Here is an 18,768-nt window from a genome sequence, read left to right as displayed (position 1 = left end):
CTCCGGCGACACGACTCCCCCGCCATCCCATTCGCGCCATCACCCCGTGAAACAAGACAACACAACGCCTGTGAAAATGTGGAGGGGAAACCATGAAGGCTGTAGTCACCGGTGGAGCCGGGTTCATCGGCTCCCACTTGTGCGACCATCTCGTCGCGCAGGGGCATGAGGTGGTCGTCCTGGACGACCTGTCGACCGGTTCATCGGAGAATCTGGTCCATCTGGAGAACACACCGGGCTTCCGCTTCGTCCAGGGGGACATCCTGGACCGGGATCTGGTCCACGACCTGGTGGCGGAGGCGGACACCGTGTTCCACCTCGCCGCGGCGGTGGGCGTCTACAACATCGTGGACAACCCGCTGCGCTCCCTGCGGATCAACCTGCACGGCACGGAGAACGTGGTCGAGGCCGCGGTCGCCAACCGGGTGCCCTACATGGTGGCGTCCACCAGCGAGGTCTACGGCAAGAACGACACCGACGGCCTCAAGGAGGACGACGACCGGATCTACGGCTCGGCCACCAAGAGTCGCTGGTCCTACGCGGCCGCCAAGGGACTGGACGAACTGGTCGCCTACGTGCACGGTTCCGAGTCGGGCGTCCCGTGTGTGATCACCCGGTTCTTCAACGTGGTGGGGCCCCGGCAGACCGGCCGCTACGGGATGGTCGTGCCCCGGTTCGTCGAGCAGGCCCTCTCGGGCGAGCCGATCACCGTGCACGGGACGGGGGCGCAGCGCCGCTGCTTCGGCTCGGTGTACGACGTGGTCCCCGGCCTGTTGCGGCTGATGGACACCCCGGAGGCCTACAACCGGGCCGTCAACCTGGGCGGACACGAGGAGGTCTCCATCAAGGGACTGGCCGACCGGGTGGTGGAGTTGACCGGGTCGAGCAGCGAGATCGTCTACATCGACTACGACGAGGCCTACGGTGAGGGGTACGAGGACATGCAGCGCCGCTACCCGGACACCTCGCTGGCCAAGGCCCTGGTCGGGTACGAGCCGACCCGGGACCTCAACGCCATCATCGACTCGATCGTGACGTACCACCGGGCCCAGGAAGGCGTTCCGCAGCCGGTGTAGGGCACATCCGACGCACGTTCCCCCACTCGATCGAGGCCGGGAACGCCGGACGTTCTCCGGGATCCCGCCCCTCGCCCGCCCAGGGCGCACCACTCCATCCCCGCTCATGGAGACGACCGGCCCCACTCGCCGCCGGCTCCGGATTCCCCCTTGAACCAGGGGAAGCCCGGCCGCCCGAAGACCCCCTCTCCCCACCGCGTCCGCCCGGGACCACGGGGCCGACGGAACACACGGAAGACGATCCGGCCCGGGGTCTCCGCCCGCTCGGGTCGAGACGGGCGCGAGCGTCCACGCCGGGGCGCCGGACCCGGAAGACGCCGGATCGGTCTCCCGACCGCTCAGCCCAGGACGATGGTCAGGATCTGCACCACGCTCAGGGCCAGCACGGCCACGCAGAGCATGACCATGGCCCAGGGCGCGCCCACCGCCGTCGGTGTCCGCCCGGTCTCGGGGTCGAGCACGCCCTCGCCGATCCGCCGCCAGCGCAGCCACAGGTGCAACCCCAGGACGATGGCGACGGCGAGGAGCCCGAACATCACGGCCGCCCGCAGCGCCGGCGGCGCCTGGGGGACGAAGGACGCCCCCGGGACCAGTTCGCCGCGTAGGAACAGCAGCGCGACCACCACCAGCAGGATCACGGTGCGCTGCCACGAGAGCAGGGTGCGTTCGGGTTGCAGGCCGGGGTCGCCCCGATCCCGCGGACTCCTCACAGCAGGTTCCCCACGAGGACGATCACGCACACCATTCCCACGGCGATCGTGGTCAGGATGGGCAGCAGGCTCGGTTTCAGCGTGCCCCCGGCGCGCATGATGCGCTGGACCCGGTACCAGCGCAGGGGCGCGTAGACGGTGATGAGGGCGGCCAGGGCGGCCAGCGTGAGGCCGACCACCGTGCGCGATGCGTCGTCCCACCCCAGGGGGAGCAGGTGCAGGACGGCCACGGCCCCCGCGAGCAGGGCCAGGGAGGTGCGCAGCCAGGCCAGGAAGGTCCTCTCGTTGGCCAGGGTGAAGCGGTAGTCGACGGCCCCGTCCTTGCCGGATCCGTGATCGACCGTGTCGGCGTCCATCGAACCACCCCCCGCTCTCTCATCCCTCCTGTCCGACCGTAGCCCCAACCTCACTTTCCACCCAAACAGGTATGCACCACGTGTTGGGTAGGAGACCGTCGGTCCGGTGGAGCCCGACAGTGGTGCTCCACACGCTTGTGGAACAAACGAGTGGGCACCATCGCTGTAGTTCACCGAAGAAGGGGGTGGTCGGCCCACCGGCCCCCCCGATACCGACAGACCAGGAGATCTCGTGCCCACCGTCGCTCTGACCAAGGACAACTTCGCGGACACGCTGAAGGACAACGACTTCGTCCTCATCGACTTCTGGGCGGACTGGTGCGGTCCCTGCCGTCAGTTCGCCCCGGTGTTCGAGCAGTCCGCGGACAAGAACGCCGACATCGTGCACGCCAAGGTGGACACCGAGGCCGAGCGGGAACTCGCCTTCGAGTTCAAGATCCAGTCCATCCCGACGCTGATGATCGTGCGGGACCAGACCGTCATCTACAGCGAGCCGGGCGCGCTGCCCTCCGAGGCCCTGGAGAGCCTGATCACCCAGGCCCGGGAGCTGGACATGGACGAGGTCAAGAAGAAGATCGCCGAGCAGTCCGGCGAATCCGTCTGAGGAGACCCCCGGTGCCCCGGTCGACGTCCGCGTCGACCGGGGCACGGTCGTGTCCGCCAACGGCCACGGCCGACCGCGTCCGGTCATGCCCTCTGGAATGGCGCGACCTCCTCGCGGTCGCGTCCTCGCAGGTCATTCGGGCGGATGACGGGAGGTGAACGACTCCCACGACCTCGTGGCGACGCCCACCGGGGCGGACACCGGCACCGCTCACCCAGGGGAACCGCGCACCCGGGGGAACGGGAGCGGAGAAGTCACACCACTCGATGGGACACCATCCCGCGTTCGGTCCCTCCCCCATCACCGCGGCCGTCCGACCCGCCGCCCCCGGAACCGCGACGTACGCCTCCTCCGCCGTTTCCCTCTCCCCCCGGGGCGTGTTCCGTGGGCGCCGACCGTCGCGGAACGCCGCCGGACGCAGGCCGCCCCGGCGCCTCGCGGGGGTGGGAGGGCGCACCGGGGCGCCGGACGGCGGGGCGGACATCCGCCGCACACACCCCACGGCCGCGGATCGATCCGGACAGCGACCACCGCGCCCGGGGATCGTGCCGACGGACCCGTCGACACGGGGAGGACCGACCTTTCGGTCCGCGCGAAACGGCGTCCGAGCAGGGGGCCGCGCGCTCGAAAGCGCATGTGGCCGACGCGTTGTCACGCATGCCCCACCCGCCCCATTGGAACCGAAGCGACCGGTTCGGTGACGGGCCGACAACGGCGCGCGTCATCACGGATCCGAGTCCACCGCCCACGTTCACCTGGTCAACGAGGTTCGTTCACCTCCGCTTCACACGGGCATATTTGCATGGGTTCGACCGCGCTCTGTCGGTTCACCCTCTCTGAGTCCGCAAGCACCGTCCGACCCGGAAGTGGCCCCATGTCCATCAGCAACACCGCCTCCGCTCGCGGAGTCGCCCCCGACGCCATCCGGTACAACCGCGAGGTGCCCGGACTGGGCGACCCCGTCTTCGAGGTCTCCGGCCTCTCCATCTTCTACGGCTCCAACAAGGCCGTGCGCGACGTGGACCTCAAGGTGGGCCCGCGGCAGATCACCGCCATGATCGGCCCCTCGGGCTGCGGCAAGAGCACGGTGCTGCGCACGCTCAACCGGATGAACGACCTCATCCCCGGTGCCCGCATCGAGGGCGACGTCACCTATCACGGCGAGGACCTGTACGCCCCGCACGTGGACCCCATCGAGGTGCGCCGGCGCATCGGGATGGTCTTCCAGAAGCCCAACCCGTTCCCGAAGTCGATCTACGACAACGTCGCCTACGGTCCGCGGATCAACGGCGTGCGCAACAACATGGACGACCTGGTGGAGGAGACCCTCACCAAGGCCGCCCTGTGGGACGAGGTCAAGGACAAGCTCAAGGAGAGCGCGTTCGCCCTCTCCGGCGGCCAGCAGCAGCGTCTGTGCATCGCCCGGACCATCGCGGTCAACCCCGAGGTCATCCTGATGGACGAGCCCTGCTCGGCACTGGACCCGATCGCGACGCTCAAGATCGAGGACCTGATGTACGAGCTGGCCTCGGAGTACACCATCGTCATCGTCACCCACAACATGCAGCAGGCCGCTCGCGTCTCCGACCGCACCGCGTTCTTCACCGCGGGCGTCGACGACAAGGGTGATCGCTACGGCAGTCTGGTGGAGTTCGACGAGACCGCGAAGATCTTCAGCAAGCCCGCCGACCAGCGCACCGAGGACTACATCTCCGGCCGCTTCGGCTGATCGGCGCCGCCTCCGCACGCCTCTTCGACACACCCCTCTTCGACGAAGTGGATCCACGACCATGACCGCCCTCTCCGCCTCCGCGTCCGTCCCCCGCCCCTCGGGCGCGCTGGACGACGCGGTGGAGCGCGCCGAGGGGCCGCTGCGGGTCCTGTTGGTGGAGCCGGAGTCGGAGCAGTCGCACCAGTTGGTGCTCTCGCTCAGCGGTCATGACGTGGACATCACGGTGTGCGTCGACGGAGCCGAGGCCCTCCTGCGGGTGGGGCTGATGCGCCCGGACACGATCGTGACGAGCGCCACCCCGCCCGAGGTGGACCTGGAGACACTCGTACGGGTGACCCGGCGGGCGACCGACATCCCGATCCTCATCGGGGTGGGCCCGGGCGACTCCCAGCGGGCGCTGCGCGCCCTGGCCGCCGGGGCCACCGCCTGCGTCAACCGCCCCTACCGCATCCCCGAGCTGGCCGCCCTGTTGCGCGGCTCCCTTCCCGGGATGGACGGGGGCGGCATGCTGGAACAGGGCGGCGGGCCGCACACGTCGCTGCGTTCGGGGGCGTTGGAGCTGGACGCCCTGGGGCACCGACTGTTCGTGGACGGCGACCCGGTCGACCTGGCCCTGCGGGAGTTCGGGATCATGGACTTCCTGCTGCGGCACACCGGCCGGGTGGTCAGTCGCGAGGAGCTGTGGACCGAGGTCTGGCGCAAGCCCCTGCCTCCGGTGAACAACACCATCGCCGTGCACATCCGTCGTCTCCGGCACAAGCTGGGTGACTCGGAGGCCCGCCCCAGATTCATCCACACGGTGCGCGGAATCGGTTATCGATTGGATACTGCGAACGGCGGATAGGGCATGTTCTGACCTCTTATCAAGGGTCCTCCGGCGACAGCCGGGGCGACCCCTTGTTCATGTTCGCGTCACTTCACGTCGAAGCGGACGCAAAAGTGAACGATAAGACAACCGCGAACATCGGCGCGATGATCGCGCACACCCCGCACTTCTTGGCATACCCGCAGGTCATCACGGTGAGTTCAAACACAGCAACGGAACTCCACCACCTGGCCACACGCTCCGCGTTACATAAATGTTACCTCCATTCACCCGCCATTCATCCGACTTCCACCGTCTGGCCGTCATTCCGATGTCAGCACGACTTTCTCCGCCTTTAACGTCGTTTCACGTCAGCCCCGACATCGGTGATTCAACGAGGAGAACTTCGACATGCGCAACGGGCGTTCCAAGCTCGCCGTCCTGGCGGCCATCCCCCTGCTCGCCACGGCTTGCGGCGGCGGAGGCGACACCGGTGACGGTGCCGACGGCAACGGCGGCGACGGCGGCGAGCAGCTCAGCGCCTCGCTGACCGGCGCGGGTGCCAGCTTCCCCGACCCGCTCTTCCAGGACCTGATCTACACCTACAACAGCGACGTCCAGCCCGGCGTCCAGATCAACTACCAGAGCGTCGGCTCCGGTGCCGGCGTCGAGCAGTTCCTGGAGCAGACCGTCGACTTCGGTTCCTCCGAGGAATACCTGGACGACGAGGACCTGGCCGCGGCCGAAGAGGCCCGCGGTTGCGTCGCCGTCCAGTTCCCGGTCGTCTTCGGCGCCGTGGTCATCGCGTTCGACAACGAGGACCTGAACGGCCTGGTCCTGGACGCCGAGACCATCGCCCAGATCTACGACGGCCAGATCACCAGCTTCGACGACCCGGCCATCGCCGAGCTCAACCCCGACCTGGACCTGCCGAGCGACGAGATCATCCCGGTCCACCGCTCCGACGGCTCCGGCACCACCTACGTGTTCAGCCACTACCTGAGCACCGAGGTGGACTGGTGGGCCGACGAGTACGGCGAGGGCAAGGAGCTGGACTGGGCCGACGGTCTGGTCGGCGGCCAGCAGAACGACGGCGTCGCCCAGGGCATCACCCAGAACCCCGGCGGTCTGGGCTACGTCAACCAGTCCTTCGCCCAGGAGGCCGGGCTGGCCGTCGCCAGCATCGTGAACGAGGACGGCACCCCGATCGAGCCGACCCTGGAGGCCACCATCGCCGCCTCCGAGGAGGTCGAGGTCCCGGACAACTTCCAGTTCGCGATCGACAACGTCGGCGGCGAGGGCTACCCGATCGCCGGCTCCAACTGGATCTTCACCTACACCTGCGGCTACGACCAGGCCAACGCCGACGCGATCATCGACTTCTGGACCTGGGCCCTGACCGACGAGAGCGCCCGCGACCTGGCCGGTGAACTGGGCTACGCGCCTCTGGGCGAGGGTCTGACCGACCGCGTCGTCGCCGAGCTGGAGAAGACCAACTCCGCCAACTAGGCGACAACGGTCGCCCGGGCGACGAGGCATCCCCTCTCCCCTCCCGGTGACCACCCGCGGTGGCCGGGGCCCGAGCCCCGGGTCCCGGCCACCGCCCTCTCTCCCTCCTCCGCCCCGTGGTGATGGGGCGGGAACGCTCTCCACTCCCCACGAAAGCCACAGAGGAGAAGCACATGTCCACCGAGGCCCCCGAGGCCCCGCAGGCTCCCGAGGACCCACAGCGCAGGACGCTCCAGTCCAGCAGGGGGCGGTTCGCCGACCCGATCTTCAAGTGGACCGTCGCCGCCTGTGGGACCACCGTGCTGGTCATCCTGGCGCTGATGGTCTTCCGGACCACCACCGAGGCATGGCCGGTCTTCGCCAAGGAAGGCTTCTTCGGGTTCCTCTTCGGGCAGACCTGGGACTCGGGTGGATCGCGTACCGAGATCACCGGCACCTACGGTGCCTGGCCCTTCATCTACGGCACCCTGGTCACCGCCACCATCGCGATCGCCATCGCCCTGCCGCTGGCGATCATGGTCGCCGTCTACCTGACCCACCTGGCGCCGCGCCGCCTCGCCAAGCCGCTCTCCTACACGGTGGAGCTGCTGGCCGCCGTGCCCAGCGTCATCTTCGGCCTGTGGGGCCTGCACTGGTTCCTGCCCAACGTGATGCGCCCCTTCTTCGAACTGGTCGAGTCCACCCTGGGGTGGTTCTTCCTCTTCGAGGGCCCGGTGCGCGGCGTCGGCTACTTCCCGGCGGGCATCGTGCTGGCCATCATGATCCTGCCGATCATGACCGCCATCATCCGCGAGGTCATCGCGGTGCAGCCGCTGGAGCAGCAGATGGCGGGTTACGCCCTGGGCTCCACCCGCTGGGAGGTCATCACCAAGGTGGTGCTGCCCTCCAGCTTCTCCGGCATCGTCGCCGCGAGCATGCTGGGACTGGGCCGCGCCCTCGGTGAGACCATCGCCGTCCTGATGCTGATCGGCGGCTCCCAGTCCTGGGGCGCCAGCCTCTTCGGCACCGGCAGCAGCATGGCCTCGCACATCGCCGCGACCTTCGGTGAGTCCTCGCCGGAGGCCCGGACCGGACTGATGGCGATCGGTGTCGCCCTGTTCCTGGTCACGATGATCGTCAACATCCTGGCCCGCGTCATCGTCTGGCGCCTGGGACAGTTCACGGGAGACGCCGCAGTATGAGCACCTCGACCCTCACACCCGCCCCGCACGTCCCGCTGAGCGTGAGCCCCCCGGGCTCCGGCCGCCGACGCTTCAAGAACAACGTGGCCACGGTCGCACTGACCGCCGCCATGGTCATCGCGATGATCCCGCTCGTCCTGATCATCTTCGAGATCACGCGGCGCGGTATCGGCGTGATGAGCCTGGAGTTCTTCACCGCGACCGAGCCCCCGCCCCGGCGCGAGGGCGGCGGTTACGCCGCGGGCTTCTTCGGCACCCTGTACATCATGGCGCTGGCGGTCGTGATGTCGATCCCGTTCGGTATCGCCACGGCCGTCTACATCGTGGAGTACGGGCCCAACCGGCTCACCGCGGCGATCCGTTTCTTCACCGACGTCATGACCGGTATCCCGTCGATCTTCGTGGGTCTGTTCGTCTACGGCCTGCTGGTGATCGGCTGGGGCTCCCTGGGCTTCGGCACGTTCGTGGGCGCGGTCGCGATCGCGGTGATGATGCTGCCGATCGTCACACGCTCGGCGGAGGAGATGCTGCGGCTGGTGCCGAACGAGCTCCGCAACGCCAGCTACGGTCTGGGCGCCCGCAAGTGGCAGACCATCGTCCACACGGTCCTGCCCGCCGCCGCCCCCGGTCTGACCACCGGTTCGATGCTGGCGGTCGCCCGCGGCATCGGCGAGACCGCGCCGCTGCTGTTGACCGCGTTCGGCACCGGCATCATCGTCAACGCCTTCCAGGGTTCGCCTCAGGGCGCGGTGCCGATGCAGCTGTACCGGGGCGCGACCCAGCCCTTCGAAGCGGGCATCGACCGCGCGTGGGGCGCGGCGCTGTCCCTGTTCCTTCTGGTACTGCTGTTCACGGTGATCGCCCGGTGGATCGGTTCCCGGGCCTCGGTGAGCAGGTGACACGTTCCTCCGAAGGGCCGTGACGGGTGAGAACCACCCGGCACGGCCCTTCGTCCTACCGGTAACCTTTCCGCACCAACGGACCCCCACCTGGGAGAGACAATGCCCGAGACCTCCGAGTACGCCGCCACGTTCGCCCTGGTCGACATCGACGGGGACGGCCTCATCTCCGCCGATGAGCTGACGGCCCTCATGCGCAACCTGGGCGACGAGTGCACCGACGAGCAGGCCGCCGACGTGGTCCGCTCCATGGACACCGACGGCGACTCCCGGATCTCCCTGGAGGAGTTCGCCCGGTTCATGTCCTCCCGGAACTAGGCGACGCGGCCCGCACGGCGGTCCCGTGCACCGTTGACGGTGGTCCCGGTCGAGGGGCGGCGATCGCCGCCCCTCGACCGGGACCACAGCGCCTTCACGGGCGGGCCGGCACCGCTCGACGACCGAGGTGGACACGGCCCGGGGACCCGTCGCCGTCCATCACCGGTGATCCCCGACGGCCGCGTCGCCGGTCAGGCGGCCCGGGCCAGGTAGACGATGTCCGGGATGTCCAGGGACACCGGCACCTCGACCACGTCCACGTGGGCGAAGCGTTCCCGCAGCAGCGCCTCGAAGGAGGCGACCGCGTTCGCGCTCCAGAAGGCCAGGACGCCGCCGGGGGCCAGCAGTCCCTTGAGGAGGTCCAGGCCCGCGGCCTGGTACAGGCGGTCGTTGGCCTCGGTGACGGTCCAGTCCGGGCCGTTGTCGGTGTCGAGGCAGATCGCGTCGTAGCGCTGCGGGCGGGTGGCGGCCGCCTCCGTCCAGGCCACGATGTCGGCGTTGTGCACCCGGCAGCGGGGGTCGCGGTGCACGTATTCGGCGGCCTCACCGAGTTCTCCGTCGTGCCAGGCGATGACCTGGGGCTCCAGCTCGACGACCTCCACCAGGCTGACGCGGGGGTCTTCGAGCGCCTCACGCGCGGAGAAGCCCACCCCCAGGCCGCCGATGAGGACCCGGGCCCGGGAGCGTCCCCGGGGCAGGGCGGCCAGACTCGCCCGGACCATCTCCCGTTCCGAGGTGCCGTCACGGGTGTCCATGAGAAAGACGCCGTTGGAGTAGATCTCGTAGTGCGCGCCCACCCGGAGCAGCACCAGATCCCCACCCGTCTCGCCCTTCACACGGGCCAGCGTCTCCTTCTCTTCCTGCACCTGTCGTGTCTCCATCCCCACATTGTGCCCGTAGGGGCGCCGGCCGTGGCGAGGGAACCGTCGGAACCGGCCCGCGGGGCCTCCCTCCGCACCTCACGAAGGCCGCTCCGCCGTCGTAGGCGGCGATCGGGGAACGGGTTCCCCGTCGAGGGCCGGATCCCCGTGGTCGCGGGAGGGGGCTACGGGCCGGGCGGTGGTCGACGCGGGTCCCGGTGCGCGTCGCCGCCGAGCGGAAGCCCGGGAAATCCGGAGCCCCGAGCCCTTCCCCAGCTTGTGACCGACGGGTAACTTAGGTGCTCCGACACCGGGAGGAGAACAGTGAAGACCCTGCGCAAGGTGGCGCCCTACGCCCTCGGCGGCCTGTTCCTGGGTTCGGGGGTACTGCACTTCGCGGCACCGAGACCCTTCGAGGCGATCATGCCCCGTTCCCTGCCCGCCCGGCGCGCCTGGGTGTACGGCAGCGGCGTCGCCGAGATCGCCTGCGGCCTGGGGCTGCTGACCCGCCGCCGCTGGGCGGGACCGGCGAGCGCGGGCCTCCTCCTGGCGGTGTGGCCGGCCAACGTACGGATGGCCCTCGATTCCGGCACCGGCCGCCTGCCGGGGCTCGCCGACAACCGCGCCGTCGCCTGGGGCCGGGTGCCGTTGCAGATCCCGCTGATCTGGGCCGCCCTCCAGTCCCGCCCGGCAGACGACCGACCGTGACCCCGTAGGGGCGTCTCCGGGTCAGGACTTCCAGGAAGGGCCCCAGCCGCTGCTGTCGGAGACACCCTCGGGCATCGGCTCCAACAGCCCTGCCCCTGGCGGGACCCGATCGGTCCGGGGCCGATCCGCCTCGGGCCGCGGTTCCTCCTCGACCTCCCACCGGTCGGGGGGCGGAGGCGGCACCAGCGACGCCCCGGGCGGCACGAAGCCCTCGCCGGGTTCCTCCCCTCCACCGGACACTCCGGCGGCGGCCGGGTCATCGGGCGCGCCCCACGGTTCGCCCCGGTCACCGCTGCCGACGGCCTGCCACGGCTCGGGGGGACCGAACGCGCCCGGCGGCCCTGCGGGCACACCCTCGCCGCCGGGTGCCCGGTGAGCACCTGATCCCCGACCACCGTTCTCCGTCTCCGCACCGTGGGGCGCGCCCCACGGTGCGGGGCCCTCGGGGTTTCCGGGCGGGTCGGAACGGCGGTCGGCGGGTGCGCCCCAGGACTCGAAGGGCTCGGGCCCACCGGGCCGCCCGGCGGCGCCACGGTCGCCCTCGGCGCTCCGGGGCTCGGCGTGTCCGGGCGTCTCCCCGCCGACGGTGCTCCACGGCTCGGGGGGCTCGTGCGCGCCCGGCGTTCCGGTGGTGGGGGCGTCCCACGGCCGCGCGGTCCCGTGGTCTCCGAAGGGCTCCTCGGCGGGCACACCCCACGGCTCGGGAGGCGGCGGGGCGCCCCTGTCACCGGTGGGGCTCCACGGACCGTCCGCCGAGGAGTCCGACCCGCGTCGGGACAGGAGGGACTCCGGAACCTCCGTCGCCTCGTCATCGGTGTTCCGAACGCCCGAGGAGCCCGACCCACCTCGGGATTCGAGGGACTCCGGAACCTCCGTCGCCTCGTCATCGGTGTTCCGAACGCCCGAGGAGCCCGACCCACCTCGGGATTCGAGGGACTCCGGAACCTCCGTCGCCTCGTCATCGGTGTTCCGAACGCCCGAGGAGCCCGACCCACCTCGGGATTCGAGGAACTCCGGAACCTCCGTCGCCTCGTCATCGGCGTTCCAGGCACCCGAGATCTCCTCCGGCGGCACGTCCACCACCGGCGACGTCTCCTCCTGGCTCTGGACCAGGGGGTGCAGCACACTGCCCGCCGCGTGGACCCGGGTCCACCACGCGGCGGCCTCGTCGCGGTTCAGTTCCTCCTCGATCCGCAGCCATCCCGGGATGTGCGGGTGACGGCGCCCCGTGCGCCAGGTGTGCTTGAGCGAGATCGGCTCCAGCACCAGCACCCGTTCGCCGTTCACCACGGGGACCGCCCCAGGCGTGGCCTCGTTCCCCACCCAGGTGCCGTCACCGCCGACCAGGTCCCACTCGCCGTCGACGATCGACAGTCGCGGATCGTCGCGCAGGTCGGTGGCCGACGCCACCCAGTCCGGCATCGGCCGCTGTCCCGGCACCCCGCGCCCCTCGGGCCCGATGAGCGCGTCGGCGAGCAGGGTGTGCAACTGGAAGTTGTCCCCCACCCCGTCGAAGCGCACCCGGAAGGCCCGCCCCGAGACGCGGTCGAGCACCAGCAACCGGTCGACCTCGGCCATCAGCAGGAGTTCGTACACCTCCGCGAACTCCTCGACGTGGCGGCGCATCCGGGTGGCCAGCGCCAGCAGCTCGGCCAGCCCCCGCGGATCCTCGCGCAGGGCGACGCGCACCTCGGCGTCGCCGAGGACGGCGCGGATGGCGATCCCGTAGGGCTGCATCGTCGCCCACGCCGCGAGCGCGTACATGTCCGCGTCGCCGAGCACCGGGGTGACCCGGGCCCGATGCGGCTCCCCCGTCTCCCTCGGGTGGGGCGGGTCGTCGTCGCCCGTGCTCTCCCAGGCCTCGGCGAAGCGCAGCGCCTGCGCGCCGACCTCGCGGGCCCGACGGGTGATCTCGACGCCGGCGGGCCCGGCCGGTGTTCCCACCTCGACGAGCGCACCGCACAGCACCGACAGGTCGGCCACGGCGCCCAGCGCGATCCGCTCGGGTGCGCGCAGTCGTTCGGCGATGACCGCGAGCGCCTCGGACCGTTCTCCGACGGGTACGTGCCCCGCCAGCTGGAACAGCGTTCCGGCGAGCGGAAGAACGTCGTGCGGCCGCGTCCGGGCGGCTGCGACGACGTCGGCGACGGCGCGGCGGAAGTCTTCGATCATTCGGGCATCGTTACACAGTCCTCTGTCACCGCCCGCGTCCTCCCCCGGAAACGACCACCTTCGGCCACCGGGGATGACCGGGGACGAACGGTACGTGAACGTCACCGGACGGGCGGGCGACGACGCGCGGTAGGACCGAAACCCCCGAAGGCTCGGATGTTCAGGCGGTGGCCGCCACCCGCCCCCGGACCGCGACCCGTGCGACCCCGCAGACCCACCCCAGTGTCGAACCCCACAGCAGGCCGGTCAGCAGGCCGCCCGCGAGCATCGCGTACCACCCGATGGGCCCCAGCCCCATCTCCCAGGCCGGGACCAGCGCCCGGGGCGCGCCGGAGGCCATCGCCCCGAGCGCGAACGCCGCCCACCCGGCGAAGAACGCCCGCCCGGCGGAGGCGTCGGGGCGTCGCCGCACCGATCGGGCGGTCCACCACCACACGACGGCGACCAGGACGGCCACGGCGACGAGTTCGACGGTCAGCGCCGACCAGGGCTGTTCACCGATCGGGACGACGCTCAGAGCCGGCACGGCGAACGGCGCGCCCAGCGCGCTCGGCAGCATCGGCCAGGCGCTCCACGCGCCCAGCCGGGTGAGGAATCCGGCGGAGCCGAACAGCAGGCACGGCAGCAGCGCGGAGGCGGCCGTGACCGCCGGGATATTGCGAATAAGATTCACGTTTTGCAGGATAGTGATGTACGTCTCCTTTCCCCACCCCCCGAAGGACGCGGCTTGAAACGTCTGGCGGTCCTCGCCGTCCTACTCCTCCTCCCCGGGCTCCTGGCCGTGCTCACGCGACACGACCCGGGCCCCACCCGTTACATCACCGACGACCAGGGGCGCGCCCTGTTCCTGCACGGCTTCAACACCTCCGGTTCGGCCAAGGGCGACCCCGAGCGCCTCCCCTGGATCACCGAGGACGACGTCCAGACCGAGTACGACCTCATGGGCACCAACTTCGTGCGCTTCCTCGTCCAATGGCAGGCGCTCGAACCCGAACGCGGCGTCTACGACGAGGAGTACCTCGACGCCGTCGCCGAGCGGGTCGACTGGTACGCCGAGCGCGGCCACCACGTCCTCCTCGACATGCACCAGGACCTCTACGGCCGCCACACCAGCCCCGAGGAGCACTCCGGCAACGGCGCCCCCGCGTGGGCCACCCACAACGACGGTCTGCCCGTGGAGTCGCGGGACATGTGGGAGCTGGTCTACCTGGAGCCGGGCGTCATGCGCTCCTTCGACCACTTCTGGAACACCACCGGAGCCCACCCCGGCCTCATGGACGACTACGCCGCCGCCTGGCGCCACCTGGCCGCCCGCTTCGCCGACCATCCGGCCGTCATCGGGTACGACCTCATGAACGAACCCTTCGGCGGCAGTCTCCAGGGGCCGGACTTCGAGGCGGGTCCCCTCGCCGGGCTCTACCGCCGCTGCCTGGCCCGGATCCGCGAGGTCGACCAGGACACCTGGATCTTCGTCGAAGGTCAGGCCGTCGGCGTGAACTGGGGCTTCCCCTCCGCCCTGCCCCACCTGACCGACCCCCGTGACGGAGAGCCCCGCATCGTCTACGCCCCGCACGCCTACCCGCTGCCGATGGACCTGGGACGGCCCTACGAGGGCGACTCGCGCGAGACCGTCGACACGAGCATCCGGATCTGGTCCGACAGCGTCCGCGTCACCGCCGAACGCCTGGAGGCCCCCATCGTGCTGGGCGAGTTCGGCCTGGACATGTCGGGACCGGGCGCGGGCGACTACGTGCGACGCATGCTGGAGGAGACCGAGTCGATGGCCACCGGCCGCGCCTACTGGTCCAACGACCACGACGGCTGGGGCCCGTGGGCGGACGAGGACCTCACCCCCGGGCCGCTGGTCGAGGTCATGTCCCGCGCCTACCCCCGTGCGGTCGCCGGCCGACCGGTCGAGGTCTCCTACGACGCCGACTCGGCCGGGTTCCGGCTCCGCTTCACCGAGCGCGACGGAGTGTCGGGACCCACCGAGATCCACCTCCCGGCGCACGCCTTCCCCGACCACGAACTCACGGTGGACGCCCCCGCCGGGTGGACCTCGGACTGGGACGGGGAGCGTCGGATCCTGTACGTCGACATCCCCCGCCACGGGGCCGGCACCGAGTACGCCATCACGGTCGTCCCGGCCTGAGAGAGCGCGAGGGGCCCGCGATGTCCATCGCGGGCCCCTCCTGAAAGCGTCCGGGTCAGAGACGGCAGGCGTAGATGTCGGTGACCAGGATCGCCCGGGCCCCCAACTTCCACAGGTCGTCCATGATCCGCTGGGCGTCCCGGCGCGGCACCATCGACCGCACCGCCACCCAGCCCTCCCGGTGCAGCGGGGAGACCGTCGGCCCCTCCATGCCCGGGGTGAGCGCCACCGCCGCCTCCAGGCGTTCGGCGTGCACGTCGTAGTCCATCATCACGTAGTCGCGGGCGACCAGGACGCCGCGCAGTCGGCGCAGCAGGGTGTCGAACTTGGGCTCGGGTTCGGCGTCGACGGGGCGGATCACCACCGCCTCCGAGACCAGGATCGGCTCCCCGAACGTCTCCAGCCCGGCCTGGCGCAGCGTGGTGCCGGTGGACACCACGTCGGCGACGGCGTCGGCCACCCCCAGCTGCACGGAGCTCTCGACCGCGCCGTCCAGGTGGATGACGCGCGCCTCGATGCCCTCCTTCTCCAGGTAGGAGCGGAGCAGACCGTCGAAGGACGTGGCGACGCGCTTGCCGTCGAGGTCGGCGACCCTCATGTTCGCGCCGTTCGGGGCGGCGAACCGGAACGTGGACCCGCCGAACCCCAGCGGCAGGACCTCGTCCACCGGGGCGCCGGAGTCCAGCAGCATGTCGCGGCCGGTGATCCCGGCCTGGAGGATGCCCTCACCGACGTAGACGGCGATGTCCTTGGGGCGGAGGAAGAAGAACTCGGTCTCGTTGTCGGGGTCGACCATCACCAGGTCGCGACTGCTCTTGCGCTGCCGGTACCCGGCCTCGCGCAGCATCTCGACGGCGGGTTCGGACAGCTGGCCCTTGTTGGGCACGGCGATTCTCAACATGTCGGGCATGTGTCTGGCTTTCGTCGTTGGCTCTGCGTGGTTGAAGACGTCCGAGCGGCCGCACGCGCCGATGGGGCGCGCCGACCTACAGATGCTTGTAGACGTCTTCCAGCCGCAGGCCACGGGCCAGCATCAGGACCTGGAGGTGGTAGAGGAGCTGCGAGATCTCTTCGGCGGCCTGCTCGTCCGATTCGTACTCGGCGGCCATCCAGACCTCGGCGGCCTCCTCGACGACCTTCTTACCGATGGCATGGACGCCGGCGTCGAGCTGGGCGACGGTCCCGGACCCCTCGGGGCGGGAGCGCGCCTTCTCGGACAGCTCGGCGAACAGCTCTTCGAAGGTCTTCATGGTGTCTTTCCTCGACCGACAGTGCGCTACCAGCGTAGGCGGTCCGGAGGGCCGGCGCCGCAGGGAGGGCGAGAAGTCTCAGTATGCGGGCACGAGTACGTCACACCATCCGCCGGGCGAGCACCCGGACCAGGGTTCGCGGCAGCACCTTGAGCAGACCGTCGGCGGTCTTGTACTGGGGGCCGGGGATGACGTGCGGGCGGCCCGCCGCCCAGGCCCGCAGCGAGTCGCGGACGATGTGGTCCTTGGGCACGAACGCCAACTCGGGCAGCCCCTTCTCCTGCACGCCCAGGGTCATGTCGGTGCGCACGAACCCGGGAAGGACCACGGTGACCGCCACGCCCGAGGACCGGACCTCGGCGGACACGCTCTCACTCCACAGGGTGAGGAACTTCTTGCTCGCCCCGTAGACCGAACCGCCGGGGTTGACCACCGGTTCGCCGGCCAGCGAGGAGACGGTGATGACGCCCACCTTCGCCTTGTCGTCGGCGGCGCGCCGGGCGATCTGCACCGGCAGGACGGCGCGGGTGAGGCGGAGGACGGCGCGCACGTTGAGGTCGAGCATGGCGTCGATCTCGTCGGGGTCCTGGTCGACGAACGATCCGCCGTCGCCGCGTCCGGCGTTGTTGACGAGCAGGTCGATGGGGGCCCGGTCATCGGTGCCGTCGGCGGTGAGGCGTTGGACGACCCGATCGACGCCCTCGCGGGTGCCCAGGTCGACGGGGATCGTCTCCACGGGAACGCCGTAGATTTCGCCGAGTTCCTCGGCCAGCGCGGCCAGGAGTTCCCCGCGCCGGGCCACGAGCACCAGCCCGTATCCGCGCTGGGCCAGGCGGCGCGCGTACTCCTCACCGATCCCGGCGGAGGCGCCGGTCACCAGCGCGGTCCGGGGGTGTCCCCGGTCGGTTCCGGGTGTGTCGACCGCTTCGTTCATGGGACAAGCCTAGCGGGGACGGCCCGCGATGCCCTGTACCGCCGGGGTTCCCGAAACCCGGGTGGGATGGTCCACAGGTGAATTCACCACGCGGGATCACCCGTGTCACCCGCCGGGGGCCGACAGGGGTTAGCGTTCGATCATGTCCGAGACACAGAGCACCACCGGACCCCTGTCCGCCCTTCGGCTGGACGAGCGCCTGCGCGACACGAGGCTGTTCTTCACCCAGGCGTTGCGGACCTTCCACGCCACCGGCTCCATCGTGCCGAGCAGCCCCGCGCTGGCCCACGCGATGGCCGAACACGTCCGCGTCCGTCCGGTATCCGAAGAACCACTGAGGATCATGGAGGTGGGCGCGGGAACGGGGGCGATCACCCGTGGCATCGCCGCCGCCATGCGCCCGGGGGACACCGTCGACCTCGTGGAGGCCAACCCCGAGTTCGCCGCCCACATCGAACATCTGCTGGAGACCGACCCCGTGCTGGCACCGATCGCCCCGCAGGCGACGGTGCACGCCATGTTGGTCGACGAGATGGGCACCGACCGCACCTACGACGTGATCGTGTCGGGCCTGCCGTTCGCCAACTTCACCGTCGACACCGTGCGGGACATCCTCGACTACTACTTCGAGGTGCTGCGCCCGGGCGGTTACCTGTCCTTCTACGGCTACCTGTACACCAAGGAGGTGAAGGCGGTCATCGCCCGCCGTGAGGACTACCTGCGGCAGGCGCGCACCGGTTGGCTGGTGCAGGACCGGATCGACCGGTACGGCATCCGGTCCGACAAGGTGTTCGCCAACATCCCGCCGGCTTTCGTGCACCACCTGCGCAAGCCGGAGAAGTCCTCCTGACCGTCCGGGGCCCGCCCTCGCGGCGGGTCCCCCTCCACCCGCTTCGATCAGGCGTCCTCGCAGTTCATCGGCGTTTCCTCGGGTTCCACCCGGAGTGTCGGAAGGCACATCGCCGGGAGCGGGAGGAATCGCGGCCGTGTCGGCCCGACCTCTCATCGTCCGAAGAGCCGCAGTGGGCGGAATCCTTCCCTCTCGGACACCTCCCGCCGACCACGGAAAAGTCATCTTTTCGTGATCCCCATCACACGACTCCGATGTCACAGGAACCACAAAGCGCAGGTAGTCTCGCGTTGTCTTCCGGAGGACCGGATCTTGACGGCTCGCGCGATCCCTTTCATCCACATGCGCGTTAAAAGTTCCTGAGATCTGCCTCAAGTCCCCTGAAGCCCCACCCGCGCCACAAGCCCAGGGTTCTACGTTCTTCACACCAGTTCCGTGTGAACCGGAAGTATGCGCGCGGAGTCCTACAGATCACCCATTTCCCCAGGTCGTACATGGACCAGCGGAGGAGGCAACGTGACGCTCACCCAGGCTGCGGAGGTGACTCCGGAGATGCCGGAAGAGCCCACCGGCGCGATCCCCGACCCCCTGCCCACCGATGTGCGTCGGCGTGTGTCGGCTCTGGCCCGGGCCTCGCGGTTGCTGGTGGCCT

Annotated in this window: 19 protein-coding genes; 11 read left to right on the top strand and 8 right to left on the bottom strand. The window is 70.1% G+C overall.

The features are described 5' to 3' along the window. Positions 1–92: 92 nt before the first annotated feature. Positions 93–1,076 (top strand): NAD-dependent epimerase/dehydratase family protein, encoded by a 984-nt coding sequence (locus tag PWG71_RS16580; RefSeq protein WP_274810644.1) that lies wholly within the window; start codon positions 93–95, stop codon positions 1,074–1,076. A gap of 338 nt (positions 1,077–1,414) precedes the next feature. Here PWG71_RS16580 and PWG71_RS16575 read toward each other — a convergent pair whose 3' ends face one another. Together PWG71_RS16575 and PWG71_RS16570 are read right to left on the bottom strand one after the other, a co-directional pair. Beyond that, positions 1,415–1,786 (bottom strand): DUF202 domain-containing protein, encoded by a 372-nt coding sequence (locus PWG71_RS16575; protein WP_274810643.1) that lies wholly within the window; start codon positions 1,784–1,786, stop codon positions 1,415–1,417. After that, positions 1,783–2,142 carry a YidH family protein gene (locus tag PWG71_RS16570; RefSeq protein ID WP_274810642.1) on the bottom strand — a complete coding sequence of 120 codons (360 nt, stop codon included), beginning with the start codon at positions 2,140–2,142 and terminating at the stop codon, positions 1,783–1,785. The genes PWG71_RS16575 and PWG71_RS16570 overlap by 4 nt, the downstream gene beginning before the upstream one ends. Positions 2,143–2,374: 232 nt before the next feature. On the opposite strand from PWG71_RS16570, the gene trxA reads away from it, so the two are divergent. The 7 genes from trxA (at position 2,375) to PWG71_RS16535 (ending at position 9,190) form a co-directional block, all read left to right on the top strand. Further along, the gene (gene trxA, locus PWG71_RS16565; protein WP_274810641.1) at positions 2,375–2,746 is read left to right on the top strand and encodes a thioredoxin; all 372 of its coding nucleotides are present in this window, start codon (positions 2,375–2,377) and stop codon (positions 2,744–2,746) included. 874 nt (positions 2,747–3,620) lie between these two features. Continuing rightward, positions 3,621–4,475: a phosphate ABC transporter ATP-binding protein PstB gene (gene pstB, locus PWG71_RS16560; RefSeq protein WP_274810640.1), complete on the top strand. Its 855-nt coding sequence runs from the start codon at positions 3,621–3,623 to the stop codon at positions 4,473–4,475. A 61-nt stretch (positions 4,476–4,536) separates the two neighbouring features. Then, positions 4,537–5,322, top strand: a complete 786-nt coding sequence (locus PWG71_RS16555) for a winged helix-turn-helix transcriptional regulator (RefSeq protein ID WP_274810639.1) — start codon at positions 4,537–4,539, stop codon at positions 5,320–5,322. Between the two features lie 372 nt (positions 5,323–5,694). After that, entirely contained in the window at positions 5,695–6,792 is a 1,098-nt protein-coding gene (pstS, locus tag PWG71_RS16550) for a phosphate ABC transporter substrate-binding protein PstS (RefSeq protein ID WP_274810638.1), read from the top strand. Positions 6,793–6,965: 173 nt separating this feature from the next. Then, positions 6,966–7,973, top strand: coding sequence for a phosphate ABC transporter permease subunit PstC (gene pstC, locus PWG71_RS16545; protein ID WP_274810637.1), 1,008 nt, complete (start codon positions 6,966–6,968; stop codon positions 7,971–7,973). After that, complete coding sequence (gene pstA, locus PWG71_RS16540; protein ID WP_274810636.1) at positions 7,970–8,872, top strand: phosphate ABC transporter permease PstA; 903 nt, start codon at positions 7,970–7,972, stop codon at positions 8,870–8,872. The genes pstC and pstA overlap by 4 nt, the downstream gene beginning before the upstream one ends. Positions 8,873–8,974: 102 nt before the next feature. Beyond that, positions 8,975–9,190: an EF-hand domain-containing protein gene (locus PWG71_RS16535; protein WP_274810635.1), complete on the top strand. Its 216-nt coding sequence runs from the start codon at positions 8,975–8,977 to the stop codon at positions 9,188–9,190. 191 nt (positions 9,191–9,381) lie between these two features. Here PWG71_RS16535 and PWG71_RS16530 read toward each other — a convergent pair whose 3' ends face one another. Further along, positions 9,382–10,071: a spermine/spermidine synthase domain-containing protein gene (locus tag PWG71_RS16530; protein ID WP_274810634.1), complete on the bottom strand. Its 690-nt coding sequence runs from the start codon at positions 10,069–10,071 to the stop codon at positions 9,382–9,384. Between the two features lie 303 nt (positions 10,072–10,374). Between PWG71_RS16530 and PWG71_RS16525 the strand changes: the two genes are divergently transcribed. Then, a complete protein-coding gene (locus PWG71_RS16525) occupies positions 10,375–10,758 on the top strand; it encodes a DoxX family protein (protein ID WP_274810633.1) in 384 nt (127 codons plus the stop codon). Between the two features lie 21 nt (positions 10,759–10,779). On the opposite strand, the gene PWG71_RS16520 is transcribed toward PWG71_RS16525, so the two are convergent. After that, positions 10,780–12,930, bottom strand: a complete 2,151-nt coding sequence (locus PWG71_RS16520; RefSeq protein WP_274810632.1) for a hypothetical protein — start codon at positions 12,928–12,930, stop codon at positions 10,780–10,782. A 160-nt stretch (positions 12,931–13,090) separates the two neighbouring features. Further along, a complete protein-coding gene (locus tag PWG71_RS16515) occupies positions 13,091–13,603 on the bottom strand; it encodes a hypothetical protein (RefSeq protein ID WP_274810631.1) in 513 nt (170 codons plus the stop codon). Positions 13,604–13,657: 54 nt separating this feature from the next. Between PWG71_RS16515 and PWG71_RS16510 the strand changes: the two genes are divergently transcribed. After that, positions 13,658–15,082, top strand: a complete 1,425-nt coding sequence (locus tag PWG71_RS16510; RefSeq protein ID WP_274810630.1) for a cellulase family glycosylhydrolase — start codon at positions 13,658–13,660, stop codon at positions 15,080–15,082. A 55-nt stretch (positions 15,083–15,137) separates the two neighbouring features. Here the strand turns inward: PWG71_RS16510 and hisG are convergent, their stop codons facing one another. The 3 genes from hisG to PWG71_RS16495 all read right to left on the bottom strand — a co-directional run bounded on the left by hisG (position 15,138) and on the right by PWG71_RS16495 (position 17,266). Beyond that, a complete protein-coding gene (gene hisG, locus PWG71_RS16505; RefSeq protein WP_274810629.1) occupies positions 15,138–15,992 on the bottom strand; it encodes an ATP phosphoribosyltransferase in 855 nt (284 codons plus the stop codon). Between the two features lie 76 nt (positions 15,993–16,068). Then, positions 16,069–16,332, bottom strand: coding sequence for a phosphoribosyl-ATP diphosphatase (locus PWG71_RS16500; RefSeq protein ID WP_014913038.1), 264 nt, complete (start codon positions 16,330–16,332; stop codon positions 16,069–16,071). Between the two features lie 100 nt (positions 16,333–16,432). After that, on the bottom strand, positions 16,433–17,266 hold the full coding sequence (locus PWG71_RS16495; protein ID WP_274810628.1) for an SDR family NAD(P)-dependent oxidoreductase: 834 nt from the start codon (positions 17,264–17,266) through the stop codon (positions 16,433–16,435). Between the two features lie 142 nt (positions 17,267–17,408). On the opposite strand from PWG71_RS16495, the gene PWG71_RS16490 reads away from it, so the two are divergent. Continuing rightward, the gene (locus PWG71_RS16490) at positions 17,409–18,116 is read left to right on the top strand and encodes a class I SAM-dependent methyltransferase (protein ID WP_274810627.1); all 708 of its coding nucleotides are present in this window, start codon (positions 17,409–17,411) and stop codon (positions 18,114–18,116) included. The last annotated feature ends 652 nt before the right edge of the window (positions 18,117–18,768 follow it).

It is taken from the genome of Nocardiopsis sp. N85 (assembly GCF_028882275.1).
Taxonomy (GTDB): Bacteria; Actinomycetota; Actinomycetes; order Streptosporangiales; family Streptosporangiaceae; genus Nocardiopsis; species Nocardiopsis lambiniae.
This window is presented reverse-complemented; position numbering and strand designations above follow the sequence as displayed.